The following is a 24,193-nucleotide window of genomic DNA, read 5'->3' as shown; positions in this document are numbered from 1 at the left end:
TCATTTTAACATTGAAGTTGAATAGAAGTCAATTTGAAAAATAATTAACGTGCGGCTTTAGCTTGTTCCAACGCAGTAGCATAATCAGGCTCTTCTGAAATTTCTGCTGAAATTGCTTCGTAAACTATGTTACCATCTTTATCGATCACGAAAATGCTACGAGCTAAGTGCCCCATTGTAGGAATAAACAATCCATAGGCTTCACCAAATTCACCTTCAGTATCATGTAAAATTTCCATATCCACGCCCTCAGCTGCGCACCAATTCGCTTGCTCTTCTTTTGTGTTATTAGAAATCGTGATAAATTTTACACCTTCAACATTCGCAGCTTCTTGATTGAAGCGTTTTGTTTGTAGTGAACAGATTCTAGTATCAATATCAGGTACAACACTGATCAACACAGGCGTACCAGTGAAATCTGATAGGTTTACTACTTCATCATTTAAATTTCCTAATGAAAAATCTGGCGCTTTAGCACCGACTTCGGGTTGGGCTCCAATTATTTCCACTTTTTCGCCTTTTCTTGTAACGTTCATTGTATTTTTCCTCCTCTAATTTAAAAGCTGAGCAAGCGTTTCAAGCTACGAATACTCAACAATTTGACATTCTCTCTCTTTATTTAGTATAGAGGAAGTAGGAACAGATGACAAAGTTCTTGCTTTCTAGTTTTTTTGACTCGCAAACGTTTCATCAAAATAAATCAACGTCTGCAATTCTGTTGTCAAATCGATGTATTGGACATTCACATTGTGAGGCACAGTTACTCTATCTGGAGCAAAATTCAAAATAGCTGTAATACCAGCATCGACGATTTTATCGATCGCATCTTGTGCAAACTGGCTCGGTACCGTAGAGATAGCCACCGTGACACCTGTTTTTTTGACTTCTTCAGTTAGATTTTCCATTGGTTGTATGACGATATCATCTACAGAAAACCCCACAAGTTCTTTTTCAGTATCAAATGCACAAACAATATTCAAGTTTTCATTTCTTCGAAAGTTATTTTTGACTAGCGCTTTTCCTAAATTGCCACACCCGATTAGCGCAATCCGTTTTTCTTGTTGTGTATTCAAAATATGACTAAAAACCTCGATTAAGTAAGGAACATCATAGCCATAACCACTGCGCCCAAGTTCTCCTAAGTGAGAAAAATCACGACGAATGGTTGCGGGTGGGACTTGAATCACGTCACTAAATTCTTTTGATTTGATTCGCGTTACACCAGAATCTCCTAGCATTTTCAAATATCGCAAGTACAACGGCAACCGCTTGGCTGTCGCTTTAGGCATTGTTTTTTCTTTAAGTAATTCCTTCATTTCCTAGCCTCCTTGTTACTCATTTCACATATATATATTTATAGTTTATCATGCTTACAAGTCGTGGGCAACTTGTTTGTGAAAAAAATAGGAGGTATTAGAAAAAAACTAATAAAAAAGAACAGAATCGATAACGTTATCAAGCCTGTTCTTCTAGCTTTTATAGCAAATCAGAAAATTCTTTGTTTTGTTCACTTTGTTCAGTTATTTCACTAACTTTTAAACCAGCCATTGATCGGGCCATCAACCCTTCTATATCAAGTCTAGCTTCATAGGCTTGAGCTTTGTCTAATTTAGGTCTTGTTTTAGGTTGTGGCGGTGCAAAAATCGTACAGCAATCTTCAAATGGTTGGATTGCTAACTCAAAGGTATCGATTTTTTCAGCGATTTCGATGATTTCCCCCTTGTCCATCGATACGACTGGGCGAATAATCGGAGTTGTCGTCACTTCGTTGATTGCAACCATACTTTGTAAGGTTTGTGATGCTACTTGCCCCAATGATTCTCCATTGATGATTACTAAGCCCTTTCTTGCAGCACGTATCGCATCAGTCAAACGTAGCATCATTCGGCGTGTCACCGTCATTAGATAACCTTCTGGAACTACTCGTTTGATTTCTTCCTGGATTTCAGTGAATGGAACTTCAATAAATTGGATACTACCAGCATAAGGGGCGATTTTAGCAGCTAAGTCCTTCGCTTTTTGTAACGCCTGCTCACTTGTGTATGGTGGGCTAGCGAAATGAACAGCTTCCACTTCTACACCGCGTTTCATTGATAAATACCCCGCAACAGGCGAATCAATTCCACCAGAGAGCATTAACATACCACGTCCACTCGTTCCAACAGGTAATCCACCAGCACCACGAATCGTTTCATAAGATAAGTATGCTCCTTCTTTGCGGATTTCTACACAAATTTCAATGTTTGGCTTTTTCATTTGGACAGTTATCTCTGGGAAAATTTCAAAAACGGCACCGCCAAGTTCTCGATTCAATTCATTTGTATCTAATTCAAAACTATGGTCAGACCTTTTAGAAGTAATTTTGAATGTTTGACCTGGTTGGTAAGCAGATTGGATCATGGTTTGAACCATTTCACGAATTGCTGGCATTGTTTTTTCGACACGTACGCTTGGCGAAAAGGTTTGGATACCAAAGACTTTTTCTAATTTGGGTAAGATTTTAGCGCTGTCTTCACCATTTAATAATAGGTGCATCCGATCACGATCAGCATGGATTTTGACAGCTGGAAAATCACCAAGTACTCTTTTGACGTTTTGTGCTAGTTGGGAAATAAATATTTTCCTATTTTTTCCTTTAGTTGAAAGTTCACCGTAGCGAATCATAATTTCAGTATAGTTCACAATTTTTCAATCCTTTTCTATAACGCTTGATTTTTTTGCTTTCTTAGCTATTTAACACTAGGAACTTTTTATATAGTTGATTAAAAATAATCATAAACTGTTCCGCTTCTGCAATTGTATTCGATTCGTCCAAGCTAACCCGTATGGCCGACGTTGCGAACGAATCAGGTACTTTCATAGCATGTAATGTGCTACTGGTCATTTTCTTTCGACTGGAGCATGCACTAGTTGTTGAAGTGTAGATCAGTTTTTCCTCTAATGCATGTACAAGTACTTCTCCTCGAATTCCTTTTAACGCAAAACATAAAATATGAGGGGCGAAGTCCACAGTTTCTTTTGAAAATACTCTGACATTCGGATATTCTTGTAATGCCTCAAGCAAATATCGCCGAATAGTTCCAGTATGCTCTGGTTTTTCTGCGTTTTTATCTTTATATAAACGTAAAGCTTTCGCCATAGAAACAATTCCAGCCACATTTTCAGTTCCACTTCTTTGATCATTTTCTTGCCCGCCACCAGTTAAAAGCGGTGCAAGTTTACGACCGTGTTTCCAATAAATAAACCCTATTCCTCGGGGACCGTGAAATTTATGAGCAGAAAATGTAGCGAAATCAACTCGAGGCGTCAACCATTGTTCTTGAGCAACTTTGCCAATAGCTTGAACAGCATCAACATGAAAATGAATTGATGGATAGTCTGCTAGGCAATTACTAATTGCTTGAATTGGCTGGATCGAGCCTATCTCGTTATTGACCGCCATAATGGAAACAAGGATCGTATCTTTTCGAATCAACTTGGCTAATTCATCCACTATCACAAATCCACGTTCATCAACAGGTGCGATGGAAACTTCAAACCCATTCTCTGCAAGCTGCCTTGCTGTTTCAGCAACAGCAGGATGTTCAATAGCTGAAATAATAATATGGCGACCAAACGTTTTTTTCTCTACAGCTGTTCCTTTCAGCACCCAATTATCCCCTTCAGTTCCACCGCTTGTAAAAAAAATCTCATCTGGCTTCACTTCGATCAAATCTGCTATTTGCTTACGGGCTTGTTTCATTAAACGATTTGCTTGATTACCTATGTCATGCAAACTAGACGGATTTCCAATAATTCGTTGACTGACTTTTATATATGTATCTAAAGCTTGAGGGTAAATCGGTGTTGTTGCGCTGTTGTCAAAATATATCATTTAAAAAAACCTTCTTCTTTTGAAATTCTTTCCTATTATATACTTTCTATTTTACTAGTTCAACCTAACAATCAGAATTCATTGCATAATCATTCGAAACAAACAAAAAGACGAGACCACGGTCTCGCCTTTTAACAATCAATCACTATTACATTACACCAAGATTTTTGAAGTAGAAATCTTCGATTCTTCTAAATGCACCTGGCTCCACTCGTTCAAGTGCAGTACCAATCTCATCTAGCGCATCTTGATATCTGTATTCTTTTGAGAATAGTTCTAAACTATTTTCCATTGCTACACGAATTGCTTCATGTGTATGACGATAACGATTCGCATATTGCATCATTTGTTCTGTCAATGCAGCGGAGTTGATTAAATCATTAGTTTTCTTATCCAGTAATTCTAAATCTTCATTACACAAATCAGAAAGTTTTTTGATTTCTTCCATATTGATACGGATTCGATTCAAGGCTTTGCTCAATTCTTCGATGCGATCTGTAGCTACAAAGAAAAACTCTAAGTAATCAGCCGGTAATCCCGGTAAACGTTGTTTCTCAACATGGCGTTTGATATTGCGTAGTCGGAAATCATACTGATCAACTTTTTCTTGGGCAACTTTTTCGCCTTTGCGTAATTCTTTTAAGGAATCATCGATTTCAACTTGTTGATTTTCAATGTCATCTAATATCTTGTAGCAATCTTTAAAGAATGCTTGAACTTCAGAATAAGGAATCGTGTGTTCGTTCATTTTTGGTTCAAAATCTTCATAACGACGAATCAATTCTTCGATCTCTGTTTGGAAGCCTCTTGAACGTCCTAACTCATTATGATTCAATGTGTAACTTTGGGAGGTGTGATCTAATTCAATCATCAACTGACGGTTATTTTTCAGTGCATGGGCAATATAGTCACCCACTACTTTATGGTTCGTCATCACATATTTCTTAGCATTGATCTCACGTTCCATGATTTCATATAATGCATCGATTGCATTCGCTGTATCACGATTGGCTACTTCTACTGCATCAACTTCCGTCTTCTCTAAATCAACGGTTGAATTTTTAACGCGTTTTTGAACACGTCTTAATTCGTCTTCGAAATTCTTTTCAGGGAATACATAGTGATCTGCAAGCAGACGTTTGTATCCTTCTTCGATTTCTTTTAGTTGATCTGGGAAGGTCCGATTCAATTCATCATAAAGTGGCGGAATGCGTTTCATTACATCATCTAATTCATAAGTATGACGTTCAGCGTTTTCCAATACTTCACGCGCTTCAATTGGGTCACCAGAAGTATTTAATGTGACAAACTGAGTAAATTCGATTTCGATATTTTTGATTTGTTTTTGTAATTCAGGATAAGCAGAACCAAATTCTGCTTTTTCGTCATGAAGTAATTTGCTGATTTCTTCGTAAACGTCTAAAGCTTTTTGCACTTCAAGTGAATTACGTTCTTCACTCTCGCGCAGTTCTTTCAAACCATTACGGATGATCTCAACTTCTGATTCCATCTCTGTCATCGTCTGCTCTGCTTCAGCGACTGCTTTTTTCGCTTTCATAAAACGGAAGGTTTCATTTAAATTTTCGACTTCAAAAATCTGACTTTCTAGCTCTGCAAAAGAACGAGTAGAAATCTCAGTCCAACGTTGATTCCATTCTCTAAACGTGTTCTGACTTTGACCGACCATGTGCATCTTTTTGACATCATCGACCTCTTCAATCACTGGCAAGTCGAACAGCTCTTCTTTCCTCTTTTCCAGATCATCGAGTTTCATTTGATTTTTCTTTCTCATAAAATAACCAACTAAATACAAAACTGCTGCGATGATTATTATAGCTAAAACTACGATAATGATCAGATTATTCTTCATTCATGGTTCCTCCGTTTATTTATCCATATATGATTATACAACTGCTAATAAATAACAAAATCACTTCTATCTGCAATTGTATCAGTCTCTTATCTACATAAAATTCTTAAAAACACCTACAGAAAATTATACCACAATCCACTCTATCAAGCACTAGTTAATTGTAATTTCTTAATAATTGTTTTGAGTTTGTACTATTGTACCCTTTCTATCCTCATTCTTAATAAGTTTAACCGATATATTCCACATCTTGCAACTTTTTACACAACTCACTTAAGGTATCTAATTGTGCATCAGCTAACTGCTGATTCATGCCAAAACGGTTATCTTGAATGGCCCAGACTGTCATTCCTGCATCATGTGCCGACCGTATTCCTTTTTCAGAATCTTCAAGAGCAAGACAACTTTCAGGATCAATCCCTAATTCGGTAGCAGTATATAGATAAATTTCAGGGTCGGGCTTACTTTTTTTAAATTGGGTTCCACTGACGATCACGTCAAAGTAACTAGCCAATTGTCCAGCTTTCAAAACATCTTGAATCGCATCCATCATTGAGGACGAAGCCAAACCGATTTTGTAGCCTTTTCTTTTAAGAAATTGTAATACTCGTTTTGCATCTGGGTCGATCATATACCCGTAATCAATGGGGTGTTCGATTTTATAGTGTAAATATTTTTCATTCAGGAAATTTTTGTCATACGTTGTATCATTTACTTTTAGAATCGTATCCCATAGACTTCGCATATCTGCTCCAACAAATTCAGGAATTGGTATTTGCTCAATGGATAGATCGTATTCTTTGAGGAAGGCTTTTCTACGTTGGTAGTAGAATTCTTCACTATCGACCAATACGCCGTCCATATCGAAAATAATTCCTTCATATCTTTGTATCATTATTGGTGCTCCTTTTTTGCTATTCTTATTCAGCTCTATCAGTCTAACAAAAGTTTGAAAAAAAATGAAGAAATTTGTTGAAAAACAACGGAAAAGATTAATTAATTGTCTATTTTACGGTTGCTTTTCGAGGGATATTTCGGTATTCTTTTACTATTATAATGAAAAATCTATTAAAATTAGGAGTGAAAAAAGTGAAAGTCACAAAATTTGGGGGAAGCTCGCTTGCTTCTGCAACACAATTAGAGAAAGTTTTACACATCGTAAAAGAAGACGTTTCACGAAAGTTCATCGTTGTTTCAGCTCCTGGTAAGCGTTCTTCTGAAGACATCAAAGTAACAGATATGCTTATTTCTTATTATCAAGCGTACATCAATAATGAAAATACTACTGAAATCGTCGCTAAAATCGTTGCCCGTTATGAGGCAATTTTAGATGAACTAACCCTTACTAAAGATGTTTTAACTGATATTCAACATGCAATCCAACATTTAGCGACTTTGGAAAAAGAACATAATCCTCATCTTTTAGATGCTTTTTTAGCCAGTGGAGAGGACAATAATGCCAAATTAGTGGCTGCATTTTTCCAACAACGAGGCTTGAATGCTCGTTACACAAATCCTTTAGATCTTGGAATCATCGTTTCAGATGAACCTGGAAATGCTCGAATTTTGCCATCTTCTCTAAACAAGATCTACCAATTCGCTACGACTGAAGAAATTTTAGTGATTCCTGGCTTTTTTGGTTTTACAGAAACTGGTGACATTTGTACATTTTCTAGGGGAGGATCAGATATATCAGGATCGATTGTTGCAGCAGGTGTAAAAGCTGATATTTACGAAAACTTTACGGATGTCGACGGTATTTTTGTTGCACATCCGGGGATTATTCACGAGCCAAAAACAATCAAAGAACTGACTTATAGAGAAATGCGCGAATTAGCGTATGCTGGATTTGCCGTCTTACATGATGAAGCGTTGATGCCGGCTTATCGGGCCAATATTCCGGTAGTCATCAAAAATACGAATAATCCTGAACACCCTGGCACATTGATCACGACTTCTAGAACGGTCAAACACGATCCAGTTGTGGGAATTGCCAGCGACCAAGGTTTTGCTAGTATCTACATCAGCAAGTATTTAATGAATAGAGAATTAGGTTTCGGTCGCCGCTTGCTTCAGATTCTTGAAGAATTAGGGCTGAGCTATGAACATATGCCTTCTGGAATCGATGATATTTCCATCATTTTAAGAGAAGGTCAATTGACAATTGAAATAGAAAAAGAATTAATGACACGCTTAGAACAAGAACTTGAGCCTGATGAGTTGCGGATCACGCATGGTTTGTCGATGTTGATGGTTGTTGGAGAAGGAATGCGCCAACGAATCGGGGTCATGGCTGACAGCACAGCCGCTTTAGCTTTTAATAAAATCAACTTAGAAATGATCAACCAAGGTTCCTCCGAGGTCAGCATTATGTTTGGTATTCGTGAGGATCAAGAGCAAAAAGCGATTCAGGCTTTATATCAAACATTTTTTAAATCATAACTAATAATGAGATTGGGACAGAAGAATTTCATTCCGAGAACCAAGTAGGTACTGTGTACATCAACTCGTCCTCGTTGTGTTTTACCGCAATAAGAAGGAATTTACGAACATTGCCAAGCATTACAGTAATCCTGTAAAAGGGGGACAATTGGGAACTACTTGATGCGCTTTAAATTTTTGTGAATTGCCACTTTGCTTCTGCTCCCACCATTCATCTGGCTTCCTTATAGGGTGGGGTGTGACTCGTAGAGTCATGCCCCACCTCTGTTTCATTTAGTCCTCCGAAGCTTTACATTGACGTTCCAATTCTGCTTTAATTTTGGGTTCTGGCGCAAAATCAGCTTCCCAATTGTCAGGCTTCAATACCTTATGGGTCACTGGATGATAACGCGGAGTGCCATCTGGAAACAGCTTCCCCATATTTGCTTCATGAACAATAGAAAATAGTTCAGTAGGATCTACCCCTAGCAAAGAGAATGATCCATAAGTAAAATACAACAAATCAATCAATGCATCTACTTGCTCAACTAAAGGATCGGTCACTTCTTTTTCCTTACTGAGCACCTTTTTTTCAGCCTGATCGACAGCTACTTTCAGCTGACTTACTAATTCTTTAAAGACTGCTGGATCATTATTCGCTGCCCCGTATAGAAATTCAACTAATTCTTCGGCTTTAAAGCCAGCTCTATCTGATGCTTGTTTGGCAGAAAAGTGTGTTGGAATTTTAGGTTTTCTATTATCAAATCTTTCGTGAAACAGTTCAGTTTTTTCAAATGGATTATCGATTTTCATTGGGTTCCTCCTAAACTTAAAAGCGGAATGGATTCTTGTAGATCCGCCTGAAAAATAGAAAGAACTGACTGAAATGCTTTTTGCCTCGCTCAATTTTTTCCTTTTTTTCAGCCGGAGCTAGCGGATCCATTTCGGCTTAAATAGAAAACAAGAAAACTTACCTGTGTCGTTTCTTGTCTCTTTAAATTTTAGCTCATTCATGTAGCTAAACAATCACCCCATAATGTAATAAGGCTTGATAAATTCCGTCCTCTTCATTTGTACCGGTCACGTATTGTGCCACTCTTTTAACTTCCACTTCGGCATTGCCCATTGCAATACCAAGTCCCACACCTTCCAACATCTCTAAATCATTCCAACTATCACCAAATGCCATTACTTCCTCTAATTCAATATCAAACTGTTTAACACATTGTTGAATCCCAGCTAACTTTGAACCACCTGCTGGAATAATGTCTACCGTAAATGAGTTAGAGCGTGTGATGTGACTATCCAACAGCTGTTCTTTTAACATTGTCTCCTCTGATTTCGGGCTTAAAAGCACACACTGATAAATTGGTTCTTTCAATAAATCAAGATCATGATAACGCTTTGTCTTCTTATGAATTGAAAAACGGCTGGTCAGATTTTTGAAAAGTGCCACTGGAAAACGCTTTGGCAAAAAGCGTACAACTTTTTTTGCCCATTTATTTTGACCAAAACGCATCAACGAACTTCCTTCTATACTACGTCTTGAAGCAAATATAATCTGCCGATGATGATGGTCGGAAAAAGAAATAATTCGACTCAAGGCTTCATCTGAAAAAGGATCAGCCCAAATGGTGGTCTCATTTGTATAAACCAATTGACCATTGTACGTTACAAAAATATCAAAATTTAGCCCAACTATTTGCTGGCTTAAATGAACAGGACCGCGTCCCGTTGCTATACCGCAAAGGATTCCTTGCGACTGTGCTAATGCGATCCCTCGTTTAGTTGATTCTAAGACCTTATCATTCTTATTTACTAATGTACCGTCGATATCAAAGAAAATAGCTTTTATCATAAATTCCCTTTCTTTGTTTGACTCATCCGTTTTACAATTGACTAAAACAAGCCCATTTGTTTTGGATTTAAATCTGTATATTCCAACCCAAGTGCAGCCTTCATTTCTAATAGATTCCCGGCCGCATCTCCGCCAGAATTATTATTGAAAATCACACCCACTTCTTGCGTCTCACGCGCCACTTTTTCCACAGCTTCACTCAAGTCTGCAATTTCTTCTGCATTGTATCGATACAACGTTCTTTTTTTACGCCAATCTTTGTCATTTGCCATCCAACCTGCAGCATTACGCCCATGAAAACGGAATAACGTAAATTGATCATTGGTAACATAAGGGAAAAATGGAACGGGATTTGTCGGAATCTGCGGCTCATCAACAACTACTAATGAAAATGCATTGGTTTTCATAAACGATAGTGTTTGTTTAATATATTTAGCTGTATACCATGAACCATTTCGCAACTCTATCGCAATCGGAAATCCAGCAAACCATTGTCGAATCTTTTCTAAATACTGAACATTTTCCTTCATACAGCTAAACGTTCCCGAAAATTGAATCAAAAAAACAAACAACTTCCCTGTTTCGATTATGGGTGCCATACTTGTTAAAAAAGCTTCAATCATTTCTTCTTCACTTTGATAGTACTGTTGCCATTCACCTTGGCAACTGATGCCACTATAGACTTTCATTACAAAGCGGAAATTCTCTGGCACTGATTTAGCCCACTCTCTAACAGAGTCTTGTTTGGGAATACCATAGTATGCCGTATCCATCTCAACTAGCGGCAGATAACCTGCATACTCATATAAAGTAGAACGTTTTTTTCCGGTTAATTTGTCATGTTCATTAAAAGAAGTCAAACCTAAGCGAATCATCGTCATTTTATCCTTTCTCTTCACAAAACTACTATTATAGACATATCGTTAAAATGATTATTCTTCACTTATTTTATACTAAAAAAGACTAAGACAAAACAAAAAGTTGTCTCAGTCAAAAAAAATTAATTGCGCGAATCTTTTTCTTCGCTTTTTTTCCATTTCATGTTGGCTTCACAATAAACTTGACCCTCGATGCGGATTTCATGACGCGTCGTTTGTCCTTCATCTGTATTGAGCATGTCATAATGACTTTCTACTACCTGACCATATTCAACTTCCTTATCAAATTTGACATTGATAAAGGTCGGCTCATGTGTACTTAAGAAATCATAGCCTAATACGTCTAGCAACCAATTAAAATAAATGGCATTATTAACATGCTGATTGCCATCAATATCGAAATATCGGACACGGTAGGGTAAAAATTCACCAGCTTCCACTTTTTCGATTTTTTCACCGCGGTAAATTTTCTTGATTTTTTCACTTTCATACGGCTCGATGATTTCAGGTAATACACTACTCATTTTACGATTTTCTTTATCCATCAATACAAACGTTGACTTGATTAAAACGCATTCGTTTCCTTGTTCATCATGAATCCAAAAGTTTCGATAACAAAAGTATTTATTATACGCTATAGCTTGTGTCGTTACAGCAAGTTTTTCTCCAACTTTGGGTAATCGTGTGATATGGATTTCGTAATTGGTAATGACCCAGCCAAGACCAAACGAAGCCACAAAGTCGCTTCCTCTATCTAAGGCATCACTTTGTTCTTCAGATGTTTTGATTACAACAGCCAGCATTGACGGGATCGTCATTTTCCTTGTAATATCGCCATCATAATAAGCTACTTCATACGGGGTCGTAAATTTTTTTGCCACTGGATCTCCTCCTTTTCTATACTGATATGACTCGTTAAATTATACCATAATCTACCAAACCAGTGATAAAATAAAAATCTGCAAACGGTTACTCTTGCTTAATATATAGCTCAAACCCGCACAAAAAAGCTATCACATGCACTATTTAAATACATTAAAAAAACTTTTCAACACAGAAGTAAAATTCCTCCTATTTTAAAAAGTTTTTCAGTCCTACCTATTTGTAAAAGAACAACCTTTAATAACTAATTTTTCCACTCTATACGTGACCTGTATTACCATAGCCAAATACTTCTCCTAAGACTTCAGAAAGCACTTCCATCTTTATCCCTCCAAAAAAATTAGTTGATTCCAAAAGAATAATACCATACTATTATATAAACTAGTATTATAATGCATAAACATAGAGGGGAAAAATATGAGAATCAAAGGAGATATCATTCGCACAGTCAGAAAACAGAAGAAATTATCGCAAGTAACTTTGGCCGCTGGAATTTGTACACAAGGAACGGTTAGTAACATTGAAAATAAAAATGTTTGCGATAGCTTGGAAATCCTTGATGCAATCTGCAAAAGATTAAACCTCAGTCTCGAAAGCGTATTAGATGATAATGATGAAAAAAAGCTCACTTCCTTATTGAATCGCGTAGAAGACTTGTGTAATACTTTTAAACATAAAGAAGCTCATTTACTTTTAAAATCTACCTCAATCGATGTTTCTGATTTTCAAAATAGAGAATTAGAAGTTCGTTGGTTTTACTTTATGGGTATCACAAACTTGTTGGGCTATAACAATACAACGGATAGCTTGTTTTATTTTTACAGAGCTGATGAACTTGGTGACTCAAATTCGATATATGCAATCCTATCTGTCAATAGTTTAGGAATTGTATATGAGATGGTCAATGAATTGGATAAAGCACAAGTTTATTATGAGAAATCAATCGATATGCTGAACAAAATGACGGTTAAAATGCCCATTGAAGCAACTAAAATTTTCTTCAATACAGCTAAATTCTATTCATTAATCAAGAATTATGAGACAGCTTTTACGTTGGCTACTGAAGGAATGGCCTTGAACAGATCCTATCAATCATTATATATGTTAGATCTTTTAACGTACGAAGCTGCTTTTAATGATTTCATGAAATCCCCTGATTTAAAAGAACCCGATTTTAGCCACGCTAAAGTTTTTGCTACTTTTAATGATAATCAAAATTTACTCGATGTGATAGAGAATGATGAAAAAATATTAACTCGTTAAATTGATCACAATTACAACCCGCAAGTTTAGAGTACAGGTTCTATCTGCACTCTAAACTTGCGGGTTTCAATTTTTTGTTTAAAAAAAGATAATTACGTTCTACTAATGCTATTTTTTGCAAAACATCATTATTTTATAACCGAAAAAATATAATCTTATTATTTGAATAATATAAAACGTCATGTTACATTATCTATTGTAAGCGCTATAAAAAATACTTTTAGGAGGAATCACAATGAAAAAAACAATGCTCAAAGCTGTTTTAACACTTGGATTATTGGCAGGAGGTTTATCTCTTTCAACCACTGTCACACATGCTCATGGATATGTTTCATCCCCAGGGAGTCGTGCATACTTCGGTAGTACTCAAGGTGGAAAAATCAATAAAAATGTTGGTCGTGCTGAATGGGAACCTCAAAGCATTGAAGCAACTAAAAATACGTTCACTCCTGGAAAATTGGCTAGTGCAGGCGTTAGCGGGTTTGAACCACTAGATGTTCAGACAATGGACCGCTGGTATAAATCTGATATTTCAACTGGTCCTCTTGCAATCAATTGGACTTTAACTGCTCGTCACAGAACGTCTACATGGGATTATTACATGACGAAACAAGGTTGGAACCCAAATCAACCATTAGATATCAAAAACTTTGATTTAATTGGCCAAGTCGATGACAAAGGGACTATTCCTGAAGCATCTGTGAAACATACGGTTACCGTGCCAAGTGACCGCAAAGGGTATCACGTCATTTATGCGGTTTGGAATGTTTTTGATACTACAAATGCTTTTTATCAAGCCATTGATGTTAACGTTAAATAATCAATCAAGGAAACCAAAGGAGCCATGCACATGAAAATCAAACAACTTATTCCAGCCTTTCTAGTAGTTTCAGGTATTGGTATTGCTAGTTTGTCTACTGCAACACCTACTATGGCTGCAGATTCTGCTAGTGAAATGGTCAGTATAACAAATAAAAAAGTCCTTGTCGGCTATTGGCATAACTGGGCTTCTAAAGGTAGTGATGGCTACAAACAAGGAACCTACGCAACGATTTCGTTAGCCGAAGTGAATAAAGCCTATAATGTAGTACCCGTCTCATTTATGAAGAGTGATGGCGTCAGCCGCATTCCAACCTTCGCTCCATACAATAAAACAGATGCTGCATTTAGACAAGAAATTGGAACACTCAACAGTCAAGGTCGTGCCGTTTTACTTGCCCTTGGCGGTGCAGATGCTCATATTCAATTAAAAACAGGAGATGAACAGGCCTTTGCTAATGAGATTATTCGTCAAGTTGAAACATATGGTTTTGATGGCCTAGATATCGATTTAGAACAATCAGCAATTACAGCTGGGGACAATCAAACTGTTATCCCGACAGCGCTAAAAAAAGTCAAAGATCACTATAGAGCGCAAGGAAAAAATTTCATCATCACAATGGCACCAGAATTTCCTTACCTAAAACCAGGTGCTGCTTATGAAAAATACATTACTTCTTTAGATGGTTATTATGACTATATTGCACCTCAGTTATACAATCAAGGCGGAGACGGTGTTTGGGTAGATGAAATCAATAAATGGATTCCACAAAGCAATGATGCTTTGAAATATGAGTTCCTTTATTATATGTCTGACTCTATGATCCACGGCACGCGAACCTTCTTGAAAATTCCAAATGACAAACTTGTTTTAGGACTTCCTGCAAATGTTGACGGTGCCGGCAGTGGCTATGTGATCGATCCAACAGCTGTCTATAAAGCACTCGATCAATTAGCGAAAGATGGCAATCCGATCAAGGGGTTAATGACCTGGTCTGCCAATTGGGATGTTGGCACAAACGTAAATGGTGGATCTTATAATAATGAATTTGCGACACGATATGCTCGAATTTTACAATAAGTAATAATAGAAGAGACTGGCTAAAACTCAACGAGTTATTTTCAGTCTCTTCTTTCTACTATTTATTTTTCTCCACTACTAACTAATACTTTATCACTTACTGATAGATCCGTTATCTTCTTCGTTCGATAAATCCCTTCTTTTCTTAGATGGTGGTAAATCGTCGAAGTAGAAATACCACAGCGTTTCGCTATTTCTTCTGTTGACAGGTCTGTATTATGATATAACTTGAGTGCTTCTTTAACTTGATTAACAAGTGGTGGTCGGCCTAAAATTACGCCATTTTTCTTAGCGGCACTTAAGCCTGCTAAGACACGTTCACGAATCAATTCAGCTTCCATTTCAGCGAATGCCCCCATGATTGTAAAAAAGAACCGTCCCATTGGGGTTGAGGTATCGATGTTATTTTCAATACTGACAAAATGAATGTTTCTTCGATCGAATTCTTCTAATAACCCTAAAAGTTGCTTGGTTCCTCTAGCTAAACGATCGAGTTTAAAAATCACAAACGTATCGCCTGGCTTCAAAATCATCAATGCTTTATTCAACTCATTACGAAAACTTTTCCGTCCACTTTCATATTCTTTGAAAATTCTATCGACACCATACTCTTTCAGTGCCTGTTGTTGCGAATCAAATTTTTGATAATGTGTACTTACACGCATATAGCCAATAACTGCCATTTATTCTCCCCCTTATTCACCTTATCTTCCAACCGTTACTTTTTTAGATAGTACTTGTTGGTTCAAAATAGATCGAGTGATAATGACCTCCCAAAGCCAATAACTCTTGATGCGTTCCTTCTTCTACGATTCTCCCTTGATCCATTACCAAAATCCTGTCGAAATGTTTGATTGTATTCAAACGATGGGCCACGACAATACACGTAAAATCATAGGTCTTCAAACGGTTCATAATAAAGTTTTCTGAAATATTGTCTAATGAACTAGTTGGTTCATCCATCAGCAATAAACTAGTTTCTTTTACTAATGCACGCGCTATAGAAATGCGCTGCATTTGACCACCGGATAAATTCATCCCGCCTTCTGAAATTTGTGTTTCCAGTCCCAACGGTAAATTCATGATAATTTCATCAACTCTTGAATCAAAAATGGCTTGTTCTACTCGTTCTCTCTTTGCTTCTTCCTGATTCAACACGATATTCTCATATAGAGAAGCATTAAAAATCGTCGGTTTTTGATTCACAATACTAATACAGTTTTTTAAGGACACATCGTCAACCTGTTTTAGATCGATATCATTGAATTTGATTTGTCCTGAAGAGGTATCATATAAGCCAGCCAATAGTTTTAATAATGTGCTTTTCCCTGAACCACTTTTACCAACGATGGCAACTTTATCTCCTTGTTTAATTTGGAAGGAAACAGAATGTAGGATGTCTTCTTCAAAATAACTATATTTAAACGAAACATCTTCAACGACCACTGAATCGATGGCTGTTATTTTTTTTCCTTCAATCGCTAGGCGAGGGTCGTCTTTTGCTTCTAAGATTTCATTTAACTTACCAAAGTAAGAACGCAAAAGTAAAAACTCTGTGTAAGAATCAAAAACTGTAACAATTGGTGCAATAAAAGCTCCTGATAATGCATTAAAACTAATCAGTTCTCCCAATGTCAATTGGCCTTTTGTCACTTGGAATAATCCAACGTAAATCAATACGATCGGTAAAATAAATTGAATTGAGGTTTGAATCGTTCTGACCCACGTAGAAAAGCGATTTTTCTCCGCCCGCAACATGATTTGGTTTTTGAATTCACTCCGCCATTTTGTATAAAATTGATTTTCGGAACCAGATGATTTAACAGTTTCCATACCTTCAAATAATTCTACTAAAATCCGCTGTACTTTAGATTGAGCAATCAATTCTTTATTGGTAATGCTTTGGACTCGTTTAGAGTTAACAACTGAAATTGCGCCCATCATAAAAGCACCAAAAATAGCGATCAACGTTAAATTTAAAGATAAATTAATCATTAAAATCAGATAGACGAAAACAAATAGAAAATCAACTGAAATCGTCAGCATCCGTTGACTCATGATTTGCTGAATAATTACACTAAGATTAGCACGAAAAATCAAATCTCCAGTTGATCGATTAACAAAAAATCTCAGTGGTAAATGAATGATTTTTTTCATAAAGGCTTTCATCAGAGTTAAATCAAACAGATTTTCTAGCACGATCAGAACTAGACCTCTAGCTACCTGCAGTAGATAATACGCAATAAAGAGAATTGTGATTGTTGTACCGATTTGAAAGATATTAGAGACTGCAATAGTAGAATTGTCGATGATTGTTTGTGTTAATCTTGGAATTGCAATTGTCACCATTTGTATCAGAAGTGTTAACGTGATAAACAGTGCGACTTTCGCTTTTTGATCATTTAAAATATCTTTTAAGATTGTCCAAGTTGCATTATTTTGCGTCTTCCGTTGTGTGCTTGTGACATCAACATCAGTTAGAATCAAGGCAATATTAGAGAAACTAGCTTGAAATTCAGAGCGCTTAATTTTTTTTCGTCCGCTTGCCGGATCCAAGATTGTTGCATCTTGCGCTGTCAATTTTTCTAATACAACATAATGGCGTTCTTCCCAGAAACAAATAGTCGGCGTTGTTTGCTCCTCTAAAATTTCTAAATCCAGTACTCGAATCGCTTTTGTTTCGATTCCGCGATCCAATAAAATCTGATTTAGATTCGTCAGCGTATTCCCACCTTTCGGCACACCGTAAAGATCACGGAGATGGCTCAGTGTGACGTTGTCATCATAGTAATTTAAAACCATCGCCGTACATGCTAGTCCGCATTCACTATGTTCACTTTGTTCAGTAAATGGTACTTTTTTTGTCACTATAATCTCTCCTTATTTCTTTGGCAATTCCAACGTTAATAGATCAGCCACCTGATTTGCATCATGAATTCGTAAAAGTTGATGCCCGATACCTGCTAATCCTGTGAATAAACCATATTTAGGGATTGTTGGTAGCCCTTCAAAAGTATACTGCTCTTCGATAATTTTATGATGCGCTTTTTTGATTTTTTCTTGTATCTGTTCTTTTTGCTTTTTTGTTGCCAGTTTTGTTTTACTGTATTCGATTAAAAATTCTATATCCCCAAAATTTCCGTGACATAAACAGTCATTTCTTTTATCCCGTTTGATTAATCGTTTCGCAGCAATTTGAATTTCTTCGGCTAAGCGAGAATCCTCGAACCCACTATTAAATAAGTCTAAGTAAGCTAAGCCTATTCCTGTAGAGCCATAACACCATAAATCATTGACCATTGGTGGGATTGGTCGAATATCTAACCACCCTTTTTGAATAGGGTCAAATGTCGTTCTTTCTTTGACTAAACATTTTTTGATCAAGTATCTGATTTCAGGATCATTCTCGATTTTCAGCAAACTATTGGCCGCATGAATCACACCTGAGTAGCCATGAGCAAAACCACCTTGCGTGATTTTGTCAAGATCCAAGTCTAATAGTAACTGCTTCGCAAAGATAAAATAATTTTCATTGTCTGTTAATTGATACAGGTGAATAAACACTTTTATGATCGAAGCTGTGCCACCGTTCCAATCATACCCCTCTATTGCTTCTTTTTGGTATCTTTCTATATATTTTTTAGCAATTGCTTCGGCTGTTTTTAATAATGTCAAATTATCATTATAACAATACGAATAAAGCAACGGATAAACAGATGCAAAGGAACCGTAGAATGCTGATATACTATCCACATAATCGTCTTCAAGTTTTAAAACTAGTGCTTCAGCTAATTCATATGGCTGTCGGAATCTTGTATCTCGAGTAACATGGTATAGCTCGCTAAAATATAAGTACATTCCAGTAATACCATCATAAAAGTTTTCATTCATCACATTCACTACATAATTATCTGAAGAGGTTTCTTCAATATCTTTCCATGCAATTGATTCTTTACCAAGAAAAGCTGCATCAAGTACAGCTTCTCCTACTGCAACTGCACCATCCAAAAAGTTTGCTTGCTGAATCTGTTGTTTTAACGGTACAGCTTTTTCTTGTAGATCTGTCGAATGATATCTTCCAAATGAAGTCTTTAAATAATCCAATTGCTTCTGTTCTTCTTCTTTTGAAAAGTTCTTCAAACACTGTACCTCAAGATCGATTGCTCGTTTTTGGTACATATCCTTGATGATCTCCCCTTGGCTTGCCATTAAATCTTTTGTACTTGTGGAATTGAAAAAAATTGGAACGTCATGCTGCAACATATCTCTTACTTCGTAAGGAACTGGGTTAGAATTAGAATAGCCGTGCATCCATAAGTTTTCAAATAATTTTTCACGCTCAATATAGTCGACCATACAACTAGGATGTGTCGAATAATCTAATAAGTCTCCGTAACTTTGCGTTGTTTTTATCACATTCCGAACAAGACAATCTGAAAAAATTTTCTTTGCCATAAAAGCCAACGTCTCTCTATTGTTCATCGCAAATGTAGAAAATTCTTTAAACCCTTCGATGATTGTTTCGATATAGGGAACAAAATCGACTTTTTCTCCCTGAAATAAAGGAATATTTTCAGCAGCATCTGTTGTATGTTCCTGGTACTTAAATTGCATATTAACTGAATCGAAATTAATTAACTTCAATACTTTGTATGGTAATTTCTGTTCACCGCCACTAAGAGCACTTAGTTGGATTCCTTTAGTTGCACCTTCAACATCTGCTTCAGCTCGTTCCTCAAATAAATAGATTGGAACAAGACCGCTCATCACAACAGATTCGCCATTCTCTTGCATCACTTTAACAATTGCATTTTCACTATCTGGCATGGGAAAATGATTTTGAATAATTGTTTCAAGATCAATCAAAACAGGATGTTTTCCATACGCAAGAACATTTTCTAAGTGAAAATCATTTCCATTCAATAAGTAAACTAAAGCAACCGTCTGACCAAATTGACGGTAGTAGTGCCTCACTTCCTCTTCGGATAGACATTCAGAATAAACCAGACATTCTTCAAATGTGTACTCTTCTTTGACTATTTTTGTTGTTAAATAAAAATCAAAAGCGGGTTCCATCTTTTTAATTTCTTGAACAAAAGAATCGAAACGTTCGCCAATCATTAGATTTTTTGGTTTAAATACAACGTTAATATGATTACTAAAGGTCAAGATAGCTACTGATTTACCGCGATCATGCGAATCTCCTGCACCCATCTTTAATCTAGTCAAACAAATCGGGCTTTCTACTTGAAATACATCAGTCAGGTCTGTTTCACTATCAGTTAGTGCCTGTAATAATTCTCGGAAATTAACTAACTGAAACTCTATTGTCTCTGCATAAAGTCTAGTCAATACTGGATAATAATCAAAAAAAGCCACTAATTTTTTTTGATTATCAAACCGCTCTCTTAAATATTGTCTAAATCCTTCTTTTTCGTTTATCATCTCAGTAAAAGTCAATTTATCTTTTTCCACATGCAAATCGTATACAAAAGTTCGCAAGCCTATGTCCATAAATCGATTGATCACTTCACCTATATAATCATCTAATGCAGTTTTTTCAACTTGAATCGTAGGGAATTCTGCTATGATTTGATCTAATTTCGTTTCTAAATAATCAATATGCAGTCGTAATGCATACGTAAAGTTTGCCTTTTCATCATCAAAAATATCAGTTACTAATCGATCTTCTTGTGCTAAGATTTGCTTCGTTGTCTTTACCCATGAATCCTCTGATATACTCATTGTTATATATTCTTTTTCAACGGATGTTAATTCTTTTATTGCTAAATCAAACTCCTCTTCAGTCAAACGCATCGAGGCTAATATTTCTTTAAATCGTTCGTCAGTTACAGTTGTCGGACGACTACGCCACTTTTTATAATTTTCAAGTTCATTGTTAGAATAAGTCAGATGATTGTTTAAATAATAATTTTTTAAACTATCATATCGTTGTCGTATTGACGTCGCTTTTGCTAAATTTTTAAGACTCATGCCAAACTCCTTCTATCTGTTTATTTATGTATAATTACTTTAGTTAAAAACAAGTGCTAGATAAAACATCTACAAGATGTTTCACCTAGCAACTCGTCTATTTTAAATTACCATCCGCAGCATCTTGAAGAGCAGCAGCTATAGCTACATCTTGTAGAGTAACAGCTACTTGATGAAGATGATGAAGATGATGAAGACCAACTCCATCCAAAAAAGCTTCCTTGTACTTTATTCATTTCTTCTGGTGTTAACTCTTCGAAAGATTTTCCTACTTTTTTTTCTGCTTGTTTGTTCATAACATTTTCCTCCTGTGTCTTTTTTTAGATAATAAAACCTGCACTTTTTATTATCATATATTTAAAATAGATAATTAAATCTATCTTAAAACATTTTTTTGACTGATCCAACTTAAATCAGCAATTTGATCATTGTGAACTTATTTGCTTCGATTTTGAATCTTGTTGTTTCTGGTTTAGTTGAAAAGTTTTTGATAACGGGCATAATCTCATACTCACCAGGCGGTAAGTATATACTCATTTGACCAAATGCATTAGAAATAACAGATGTTTCAAATGCTGCTCCTTTTATACAAGTAATGCTATATTCCAATCCTTTTAGAGATTGTTTGGCATCATTACTTGAAAGATAGACCAAAGCTCGCCCTTGTTGTTGTTTCGGTTTATTATAAAAAGTTGCTTCTGCAATTTCTTGCACAACGATTTCTTTATTTTGAACGGCACCATCAATTTCGTAGCCGTCTGGTGCTTTTGTTTCAGTTATAGTAACCTTCCCGACCGGTAAATCTGGGAAAAACAGTTCGCCTTGTGTATCAGTTACACCTCTGTGAACGTTCCCAGCAGAATCAGTTACTTCAAATTCAGCATTTGGCAAAACTGTATCTGTTTCAAATCCATCTTCATCTTTGGCAAATTTAGTGATTTTCAGTCCGCCTAAGTTCTCTTTTTTACTATTGGCATGTCTAATTTCGACTACCGTTCCTGACTCCACTGTCACTTCGTAAAAAGTTGAATCTTCTTCATAGCCTGGCGGTGCTTCGACCTCGACAACATAATATTTGCCTGGTTCTAAATCATTTAAAAGAATCTCACCGTTGGTATCTGTCGTGTAAGTACCGATCAATTGAGTATCATTGTCGTAGACTTCAAAAACAGCTCCTGATAAATAAATTGTTGGATTTGAATCCTTCACATACTTTGTGATCTTTAAAGCACCCAGTTTAGGCAATTCTATTTTTTTATTGATTACGTCGATTGACGCTTTACCATTTGGATCTGTTTTCGCTAATGTAATGAATTTCTCTGTGGTATCTAGCTCGTACCCTTCTGGGGCTTTAGTTTCGATTAATTTGTAGGTCCCATATGGTAAATCAGTTAATTGACCAATCCCATTTGCATCAGTTGAGATTTTACCAACTAGCTCATTCGCTGAATTATAAACCTCAAATTCTGCTCCTTCTAATACAGTTCCAGCCTCATCTTTTTTAACAATCTCAAGTGAGCCTGTTGTTTTTTCTTGTTTATTTTTAACTGTAATACCAATAACTCCGTTTGGATCGTCTTTTGAGACTACAATCGTTTTTGGTGTCATATCTAATTCGTAGCCAGAAGGGGCTTTAGTTTCAACTAATTGATACGTACCGAATGATAAATCACTTAAGATAGCTGTCCCGTTTGCATCAGTCGTAATCTTACCAACTACTTTATTTGTGGCATCACGCACTTCAAACTCTGCTCCTGCTAATCTCTTACCATTTTCATCTGTTTTGATAACTTCAAGAGCACCTGTTGTGATTTTTTTCTTATTCACAACAGTAATACTTGCTTTACCATTTGGACTTTTTTCAGATAAAATGACCGGTCTTAACGTTTGATCTAACTCATAGCCTGCTGGGGCTTCAAATTCAATTAACGTATAAGTGCCATAAGGTAGGTTTGTACTTGTTGCAATACCATTCGCATTTGTTGTGATCATCTCAACTACCTTATTATTGCTATTTACCACAAAGAATTTTGCACCGGCTAAGACTTTACCAGCTTCATTTTTTTTAATTACTTCTATCGTACCCGTTGTGATTTTTTTCTTATTCACAACAGTAATACTTGCTTTACCATTTGGACTTTTTTCAGATAAAATGACCGGTCTTAACGTTTGATCTAACTCATAGCCTGCTGGAGCTTCATATTCACTCAACATATAAGTGCCATAAGGTAAGTTTGTAATTGTTGCAACACCATTCGCATTCGTTGTGATTTGTCCAACTACTTTGTTACTGCTATTTATTACAAAGAATTTTGCTCCTGCTAAGACTTTACCGGCTTCATCTTTTTTGATTACTTCTATCGCACCTGTTTTCACAACTTTTTTGTTTAAAATGCTAATGCTAGCAACTCCACCTGGCGATAAAGCCGATAGAGTAACGTATTTTGGTGTTGTATCTAATTCATAACCGACTGGTGCTTGGAGTTCAATCAATTTATAAGTACCATATGGAAGATTACCTAATGATGCAATGCCATTAGCATTTGTGGTTATTCTTCCTACAATTTGGTTGCTTGCATTGTAAACATTAAATATAGCGCCTGCTAAAACTTGATTGTTTTCATTAGTTTTAATAACTTTTATACTGCCTTTTTGAATAGGTAATTGTGTATTGCTTTTCTTTAAGCAAATAATTTGACCTGCTCGTATTAGACTAAAGCGCATGCTACTTGTTTCTAATTGATAGCCTGCTGGTGCTTTAGACTCCCGAATAGAATAATTTCCTAATGGAAGTGAACGTGTTTCAGCGATACCATTGTAATTCGTTTGAATAACTTGAATAGCCCGATTCCAACGATCATAAATTGTAAATTGAGCTCCAGCTAATCTTGCATTTGTTCTTGCATCATACTTGATTACTTGAATACCACCACATGAAACTGGAGAAAAAAAACGCGGTGTTACACTTGTAGGAGCTAAAAGATTTCTTTGTATCTCAGAGATATTGTTATTTGATAAATTGTTTTCTGACTGTTCGTTTATAAAACTGGCTGTTGACCAAGTTGAGTTATTTTGAACGGCTTCAGCTTGCTTTGCTCCTAATACAACGATTGTTAACAAAATTAAAACGAATGAAAAAAATAAATAGCTAAATTTCTGTCTCATTTAATTAAAACTCCCCCGATGATTTTGGTTTTTGAATTCTTTAATAATAGATTTAATACGTGATAAACCAAATAAATAAATTGACCAT

19 protein-coding genes are annotated in these 24,193 nt (G+C 36.2%); 4 read left to right on the top strand and 15 right to left on the bottom strand.

What is annotated here, in order from left to right; genetic code table 11:
* Nucleotides 1-44: 44 nt before the first annotated feature.
* The 6 genes from tpx to IGJ34_RS02805 all read right to left on the bottom strand — a co-directional run bounded on the left by tpx (nt 45) and on the right by IGJ34_RS02805 (nt 6,639).
* Complete coding sequence (gene tpx / locus IGJ34_RS02830) at nt 45-536, bottom strand: thiol peroxidase (RefSeq protein WP_430598084.1); 492 nt, start codon at nt 534-536, stop codon at nt 45-47.
* Nucleotides 537-662: 126 nt separating this feature from the next.
* Nucleotides 663-1,316 (bottom strand): redox-sensing transcriptional repressor Rex, encoded by a 654-nt coding sequence (locus IGJ34_RS02825; protein WP_430598083.1) that lies wholly within the window; start codon nt 1,314-1,316, stop codon nt 663-665.
* A 160-nt stretch (nt 1,317-1,476) separates the two neighbouring features.
* The gene (gene thiI, locus IGJ34_RS02820; RefSeq protein WP_430598082.1) at nt 1,477-2,682 is read right to left on the bottom strand and encodes a tRNA uracil 4-sulfurtransferase ThiI; all 1,206 of its coding nucleotides are present in this window, start codon (nt 2,680-2,682) and stop codon (nt 1,477-1,479) included.
* A gap of 43 nt (nt 2,683-2,725) precedes the next feature.
* Nucleotides 2,726-3,874 carry a cysteine desulfurase family protein gene (locus tag IGJ34_RS02815; protein ID WP_430598081.1) on the bottom strand — a complete coding sequence of 383 codons (1,149 nt, stop codon included), beginning with the start codon at nt 3,872-3,874 and terminating at the stop codon, nt 2,726-2,728.
* A gap of 148 nt (nt 3,875-4,022) precedes the next feature.
* Nucleotides 4,023-5,744, bottom strand: coding sequence for a septation ring formation regulator EzrA (gene ezrA, locus IGJ34_RS02810; protein ID WP_069653929.1), 1,722 nt, complete (start codon nt 5,742-5,744; stop codon nt 4,023-4,025).
* A gap of 229 nt (nt 5,745-5,973) precedes the next feature.
* Nucleotides 5,974-6,639: an HAD family hydrolase gene (locus IGJ34_RS02805; RefSeq protein ID WP_430598080.1), complete on the bottom strand. Its 666-nt coding sequence runs from the start codon at nt 6,637-6,639 to the stop codon at nt 5,974-5,976.
* 194 nt (nt 6,640-6,833) lie between these two features.
* Here IGJ34_RS02805 and IGJ34_RS02800 point away from each other — a divergent pair, with 194 nt between their 5' ends.
* Nucleotides 6,834-8,186 carry an aspartate kinase gene (locus IGJ34_RS02800; protein WP_111246884.1) on the top strand — a complete coding sequence of 451 codons (1,353 nt, stop codon included), beginning with the start codon at nt 6,834-6,836 and terminating at the stop codon, nt 8,184-8,186.
* Nucleotides 8,187-8,459: 273 nt separating this feature from the next.
* On the opposite strand, the gene IGJ34_RS02795 is transcribed toward IGJ34_RS02800, so the two are convergent.
* The 4 genes from IGJ34_RS02795 to IGJ34_RS02780 all read right to left on the bottom strand — a co-directional run bounded on the left by IGJ34_RS02795 (nt 8,460) and on the right by IGJ34_RS02780 (nt 11,782).
* Complete coding sequence (locus IGJ34_RS02795; protein WP_111246883.1) at nt 8,460-8,978, bottom strand: HAD family hydrolase; 519 nt, start codon at nt 8,976-8,978, stop codon at nt 8,460-8,462.
* A 205-nt stretch (nt 8,979-9,183) separates the two neighbouring features.
* A complete protein-coding gene (locus IGJ34_RS02790) occupies nt 9,184-10,023 on the bottom strand; it encodes a Cof-type HAD-IIB family hydrolase (RefSeq protein WP_430598079.1) in 840 nt (279 codons plus the stop codon).
* Between the two features lie 41 nt (nt 10,024-10,064).
* Entirely contained in the window at nt 10,065-10,898 is an 834-nt protein-coding gene (locus IGJ34_RS02785) for a DUF72 domain-containing protein (protein ID WP_430598516.1), read from the bottom strand.
* Between the two features lie 125 nt (nt 10,899-11,023).
* Complete coding sequence (locus IGJ34_RS02780) at nt 11,024-11,782, bottom strand: acyl-ACP thioesterase domain-containing protein (RefSeq protein ID WP_069653934.1); 759 nt, start codon at nt 11,780-11,782, stop codon at nt 11,024-11,026.
* Between the two features lie 418 nt (nt 11,783-12,200).
* Here IGJ34_RS02780 and IGJ34_RS02775 point away from each other — a divergent pair, with 418 nt between their 5' ends.
* The 3 genes from IGJ34_RS02775 to IGJ34_RS02765 all read left to right on the top strand — a co-directional run bounded on the left by IGJ34_RS02775 (nt 12,201) and on the right by IGJ34_RS02765 (nt 14,946).
* On the top strand, nt 12,201-13,046 hold the full coding sequence (locus IGJ34_RS02775) for a helix-turn-helix domain-containing protein (RefSeq protein ID WP_069653935.1): 846 nt from the start codon (nt 12,201-12,203) through the stop codon (nt 13,044-13,046).
* A gap of 235 nt (nt 13,047-13,281) precedes the next feature.
* A complete protein-coding gene (locus IGJ34_RS02770) occupies nt 13,282-13,866 on the top strand; it encodes a lytic polysaccharide monooxygenase (RefSeq protein ID WP_069653936.1) in 585 nt (194 codons plus the stop codon).
* 30 nt (nt 13,867-13,896) lie between these two features.
* Nucleotides 13,897-14,946 carry a glycosyl hydrolase family 18 protein gene (locus tag IGJ34_RS02765; RefSeq protein WP_430598078.1) on the top strand — a complete coding sequence of 350 codons (1,050 nt, stop codon included), beginning with the start codon at nt 13,897-13,899 and terminating at the stop codon, nt 14,944-14,946.
* Between the two features lie 62 nt (nt 14,947-15,008).
* Here IGJ34_RS02765 and IGJ34_RS02760 read toward each other — a convergent pair whose 3' ends face one another.
* The 5 genes from IGJ34_RS02760 to IGJ34_RS02740 form a co-directional block, all read right to left on the bottom strand.
* Entirely contained in the window at nt 15,009-15,629 is a 621-nt protein-coding gene (locus IGJ34_RS02760) for a recombinase family protein (protein WP_430598077.1), read from the bottom strand.
* A 43-nt stretch (nt 15,630-15,672) separates the two neighbouring features.
* Entirely contained in the window at nt 15,673-17,814 is a 2,142-nt protein-coding gene (locus IGJ34_RS02755; RefSeq protein WP_111246878.1) for a peptidase domain-containing ABC transporter, read from the bottom strand.
* A gap of 12 nt (nt 17,815-17,826) precedes the next feature.
* Nucleotides 17,827-20,940, bottom strand: coding sequence for a type 2 lanthipeptide synthetase LanM (gene lanM, locus IGJ34_RS02750; protein ID WP_430598076.1), 3,114 nt, complete (start codon nt 20,938-20,940; stop codon nt 17,827-17,829).
* A gap of 107 nt (nt 20,941-21,047) precedes the next feature.
* Nucleotides 21,048-21,236, bottom strand: coding sequence for a serine-rich class II lanthipeptide (locus IGJ34_RS02745; protein ID WP_139844071.1), 189 nt, complete (start codon nt 21,234-21,236; stop codon nt 21,048-21,050).
* Between the two features lie 112 nt (nt 21,237-21,348).
* On the bottom strand, nt 21,349-24,105 hold the full coding sequence (locus tag IGJ34_RS02740) for a SpaA isopeptide-forming pilin-related protein (protein ID WP_430598075.1): 2,757 nt from the start codon (nt 24,103-24,105) through the stop codon (nt 21,349-21,351).
* Nucleotides 24,106-24,193 lie beyond the last annotated feature (88 nt).

The organism is Enterococcus sp. AZ177 (assembly GCF_050544585.1).
Lineage (GTDB): Bacteria > Bacillota > Bacilli > Lactobacillales > Enterococcaceae > Enterococcus_L > Enterococcus_L plantarum.
The sequence above is the reverse complement of the archived record's forward strand: the minus strand, read 5'-3'. Positions and strand labels throughout refer to the sequence as shown.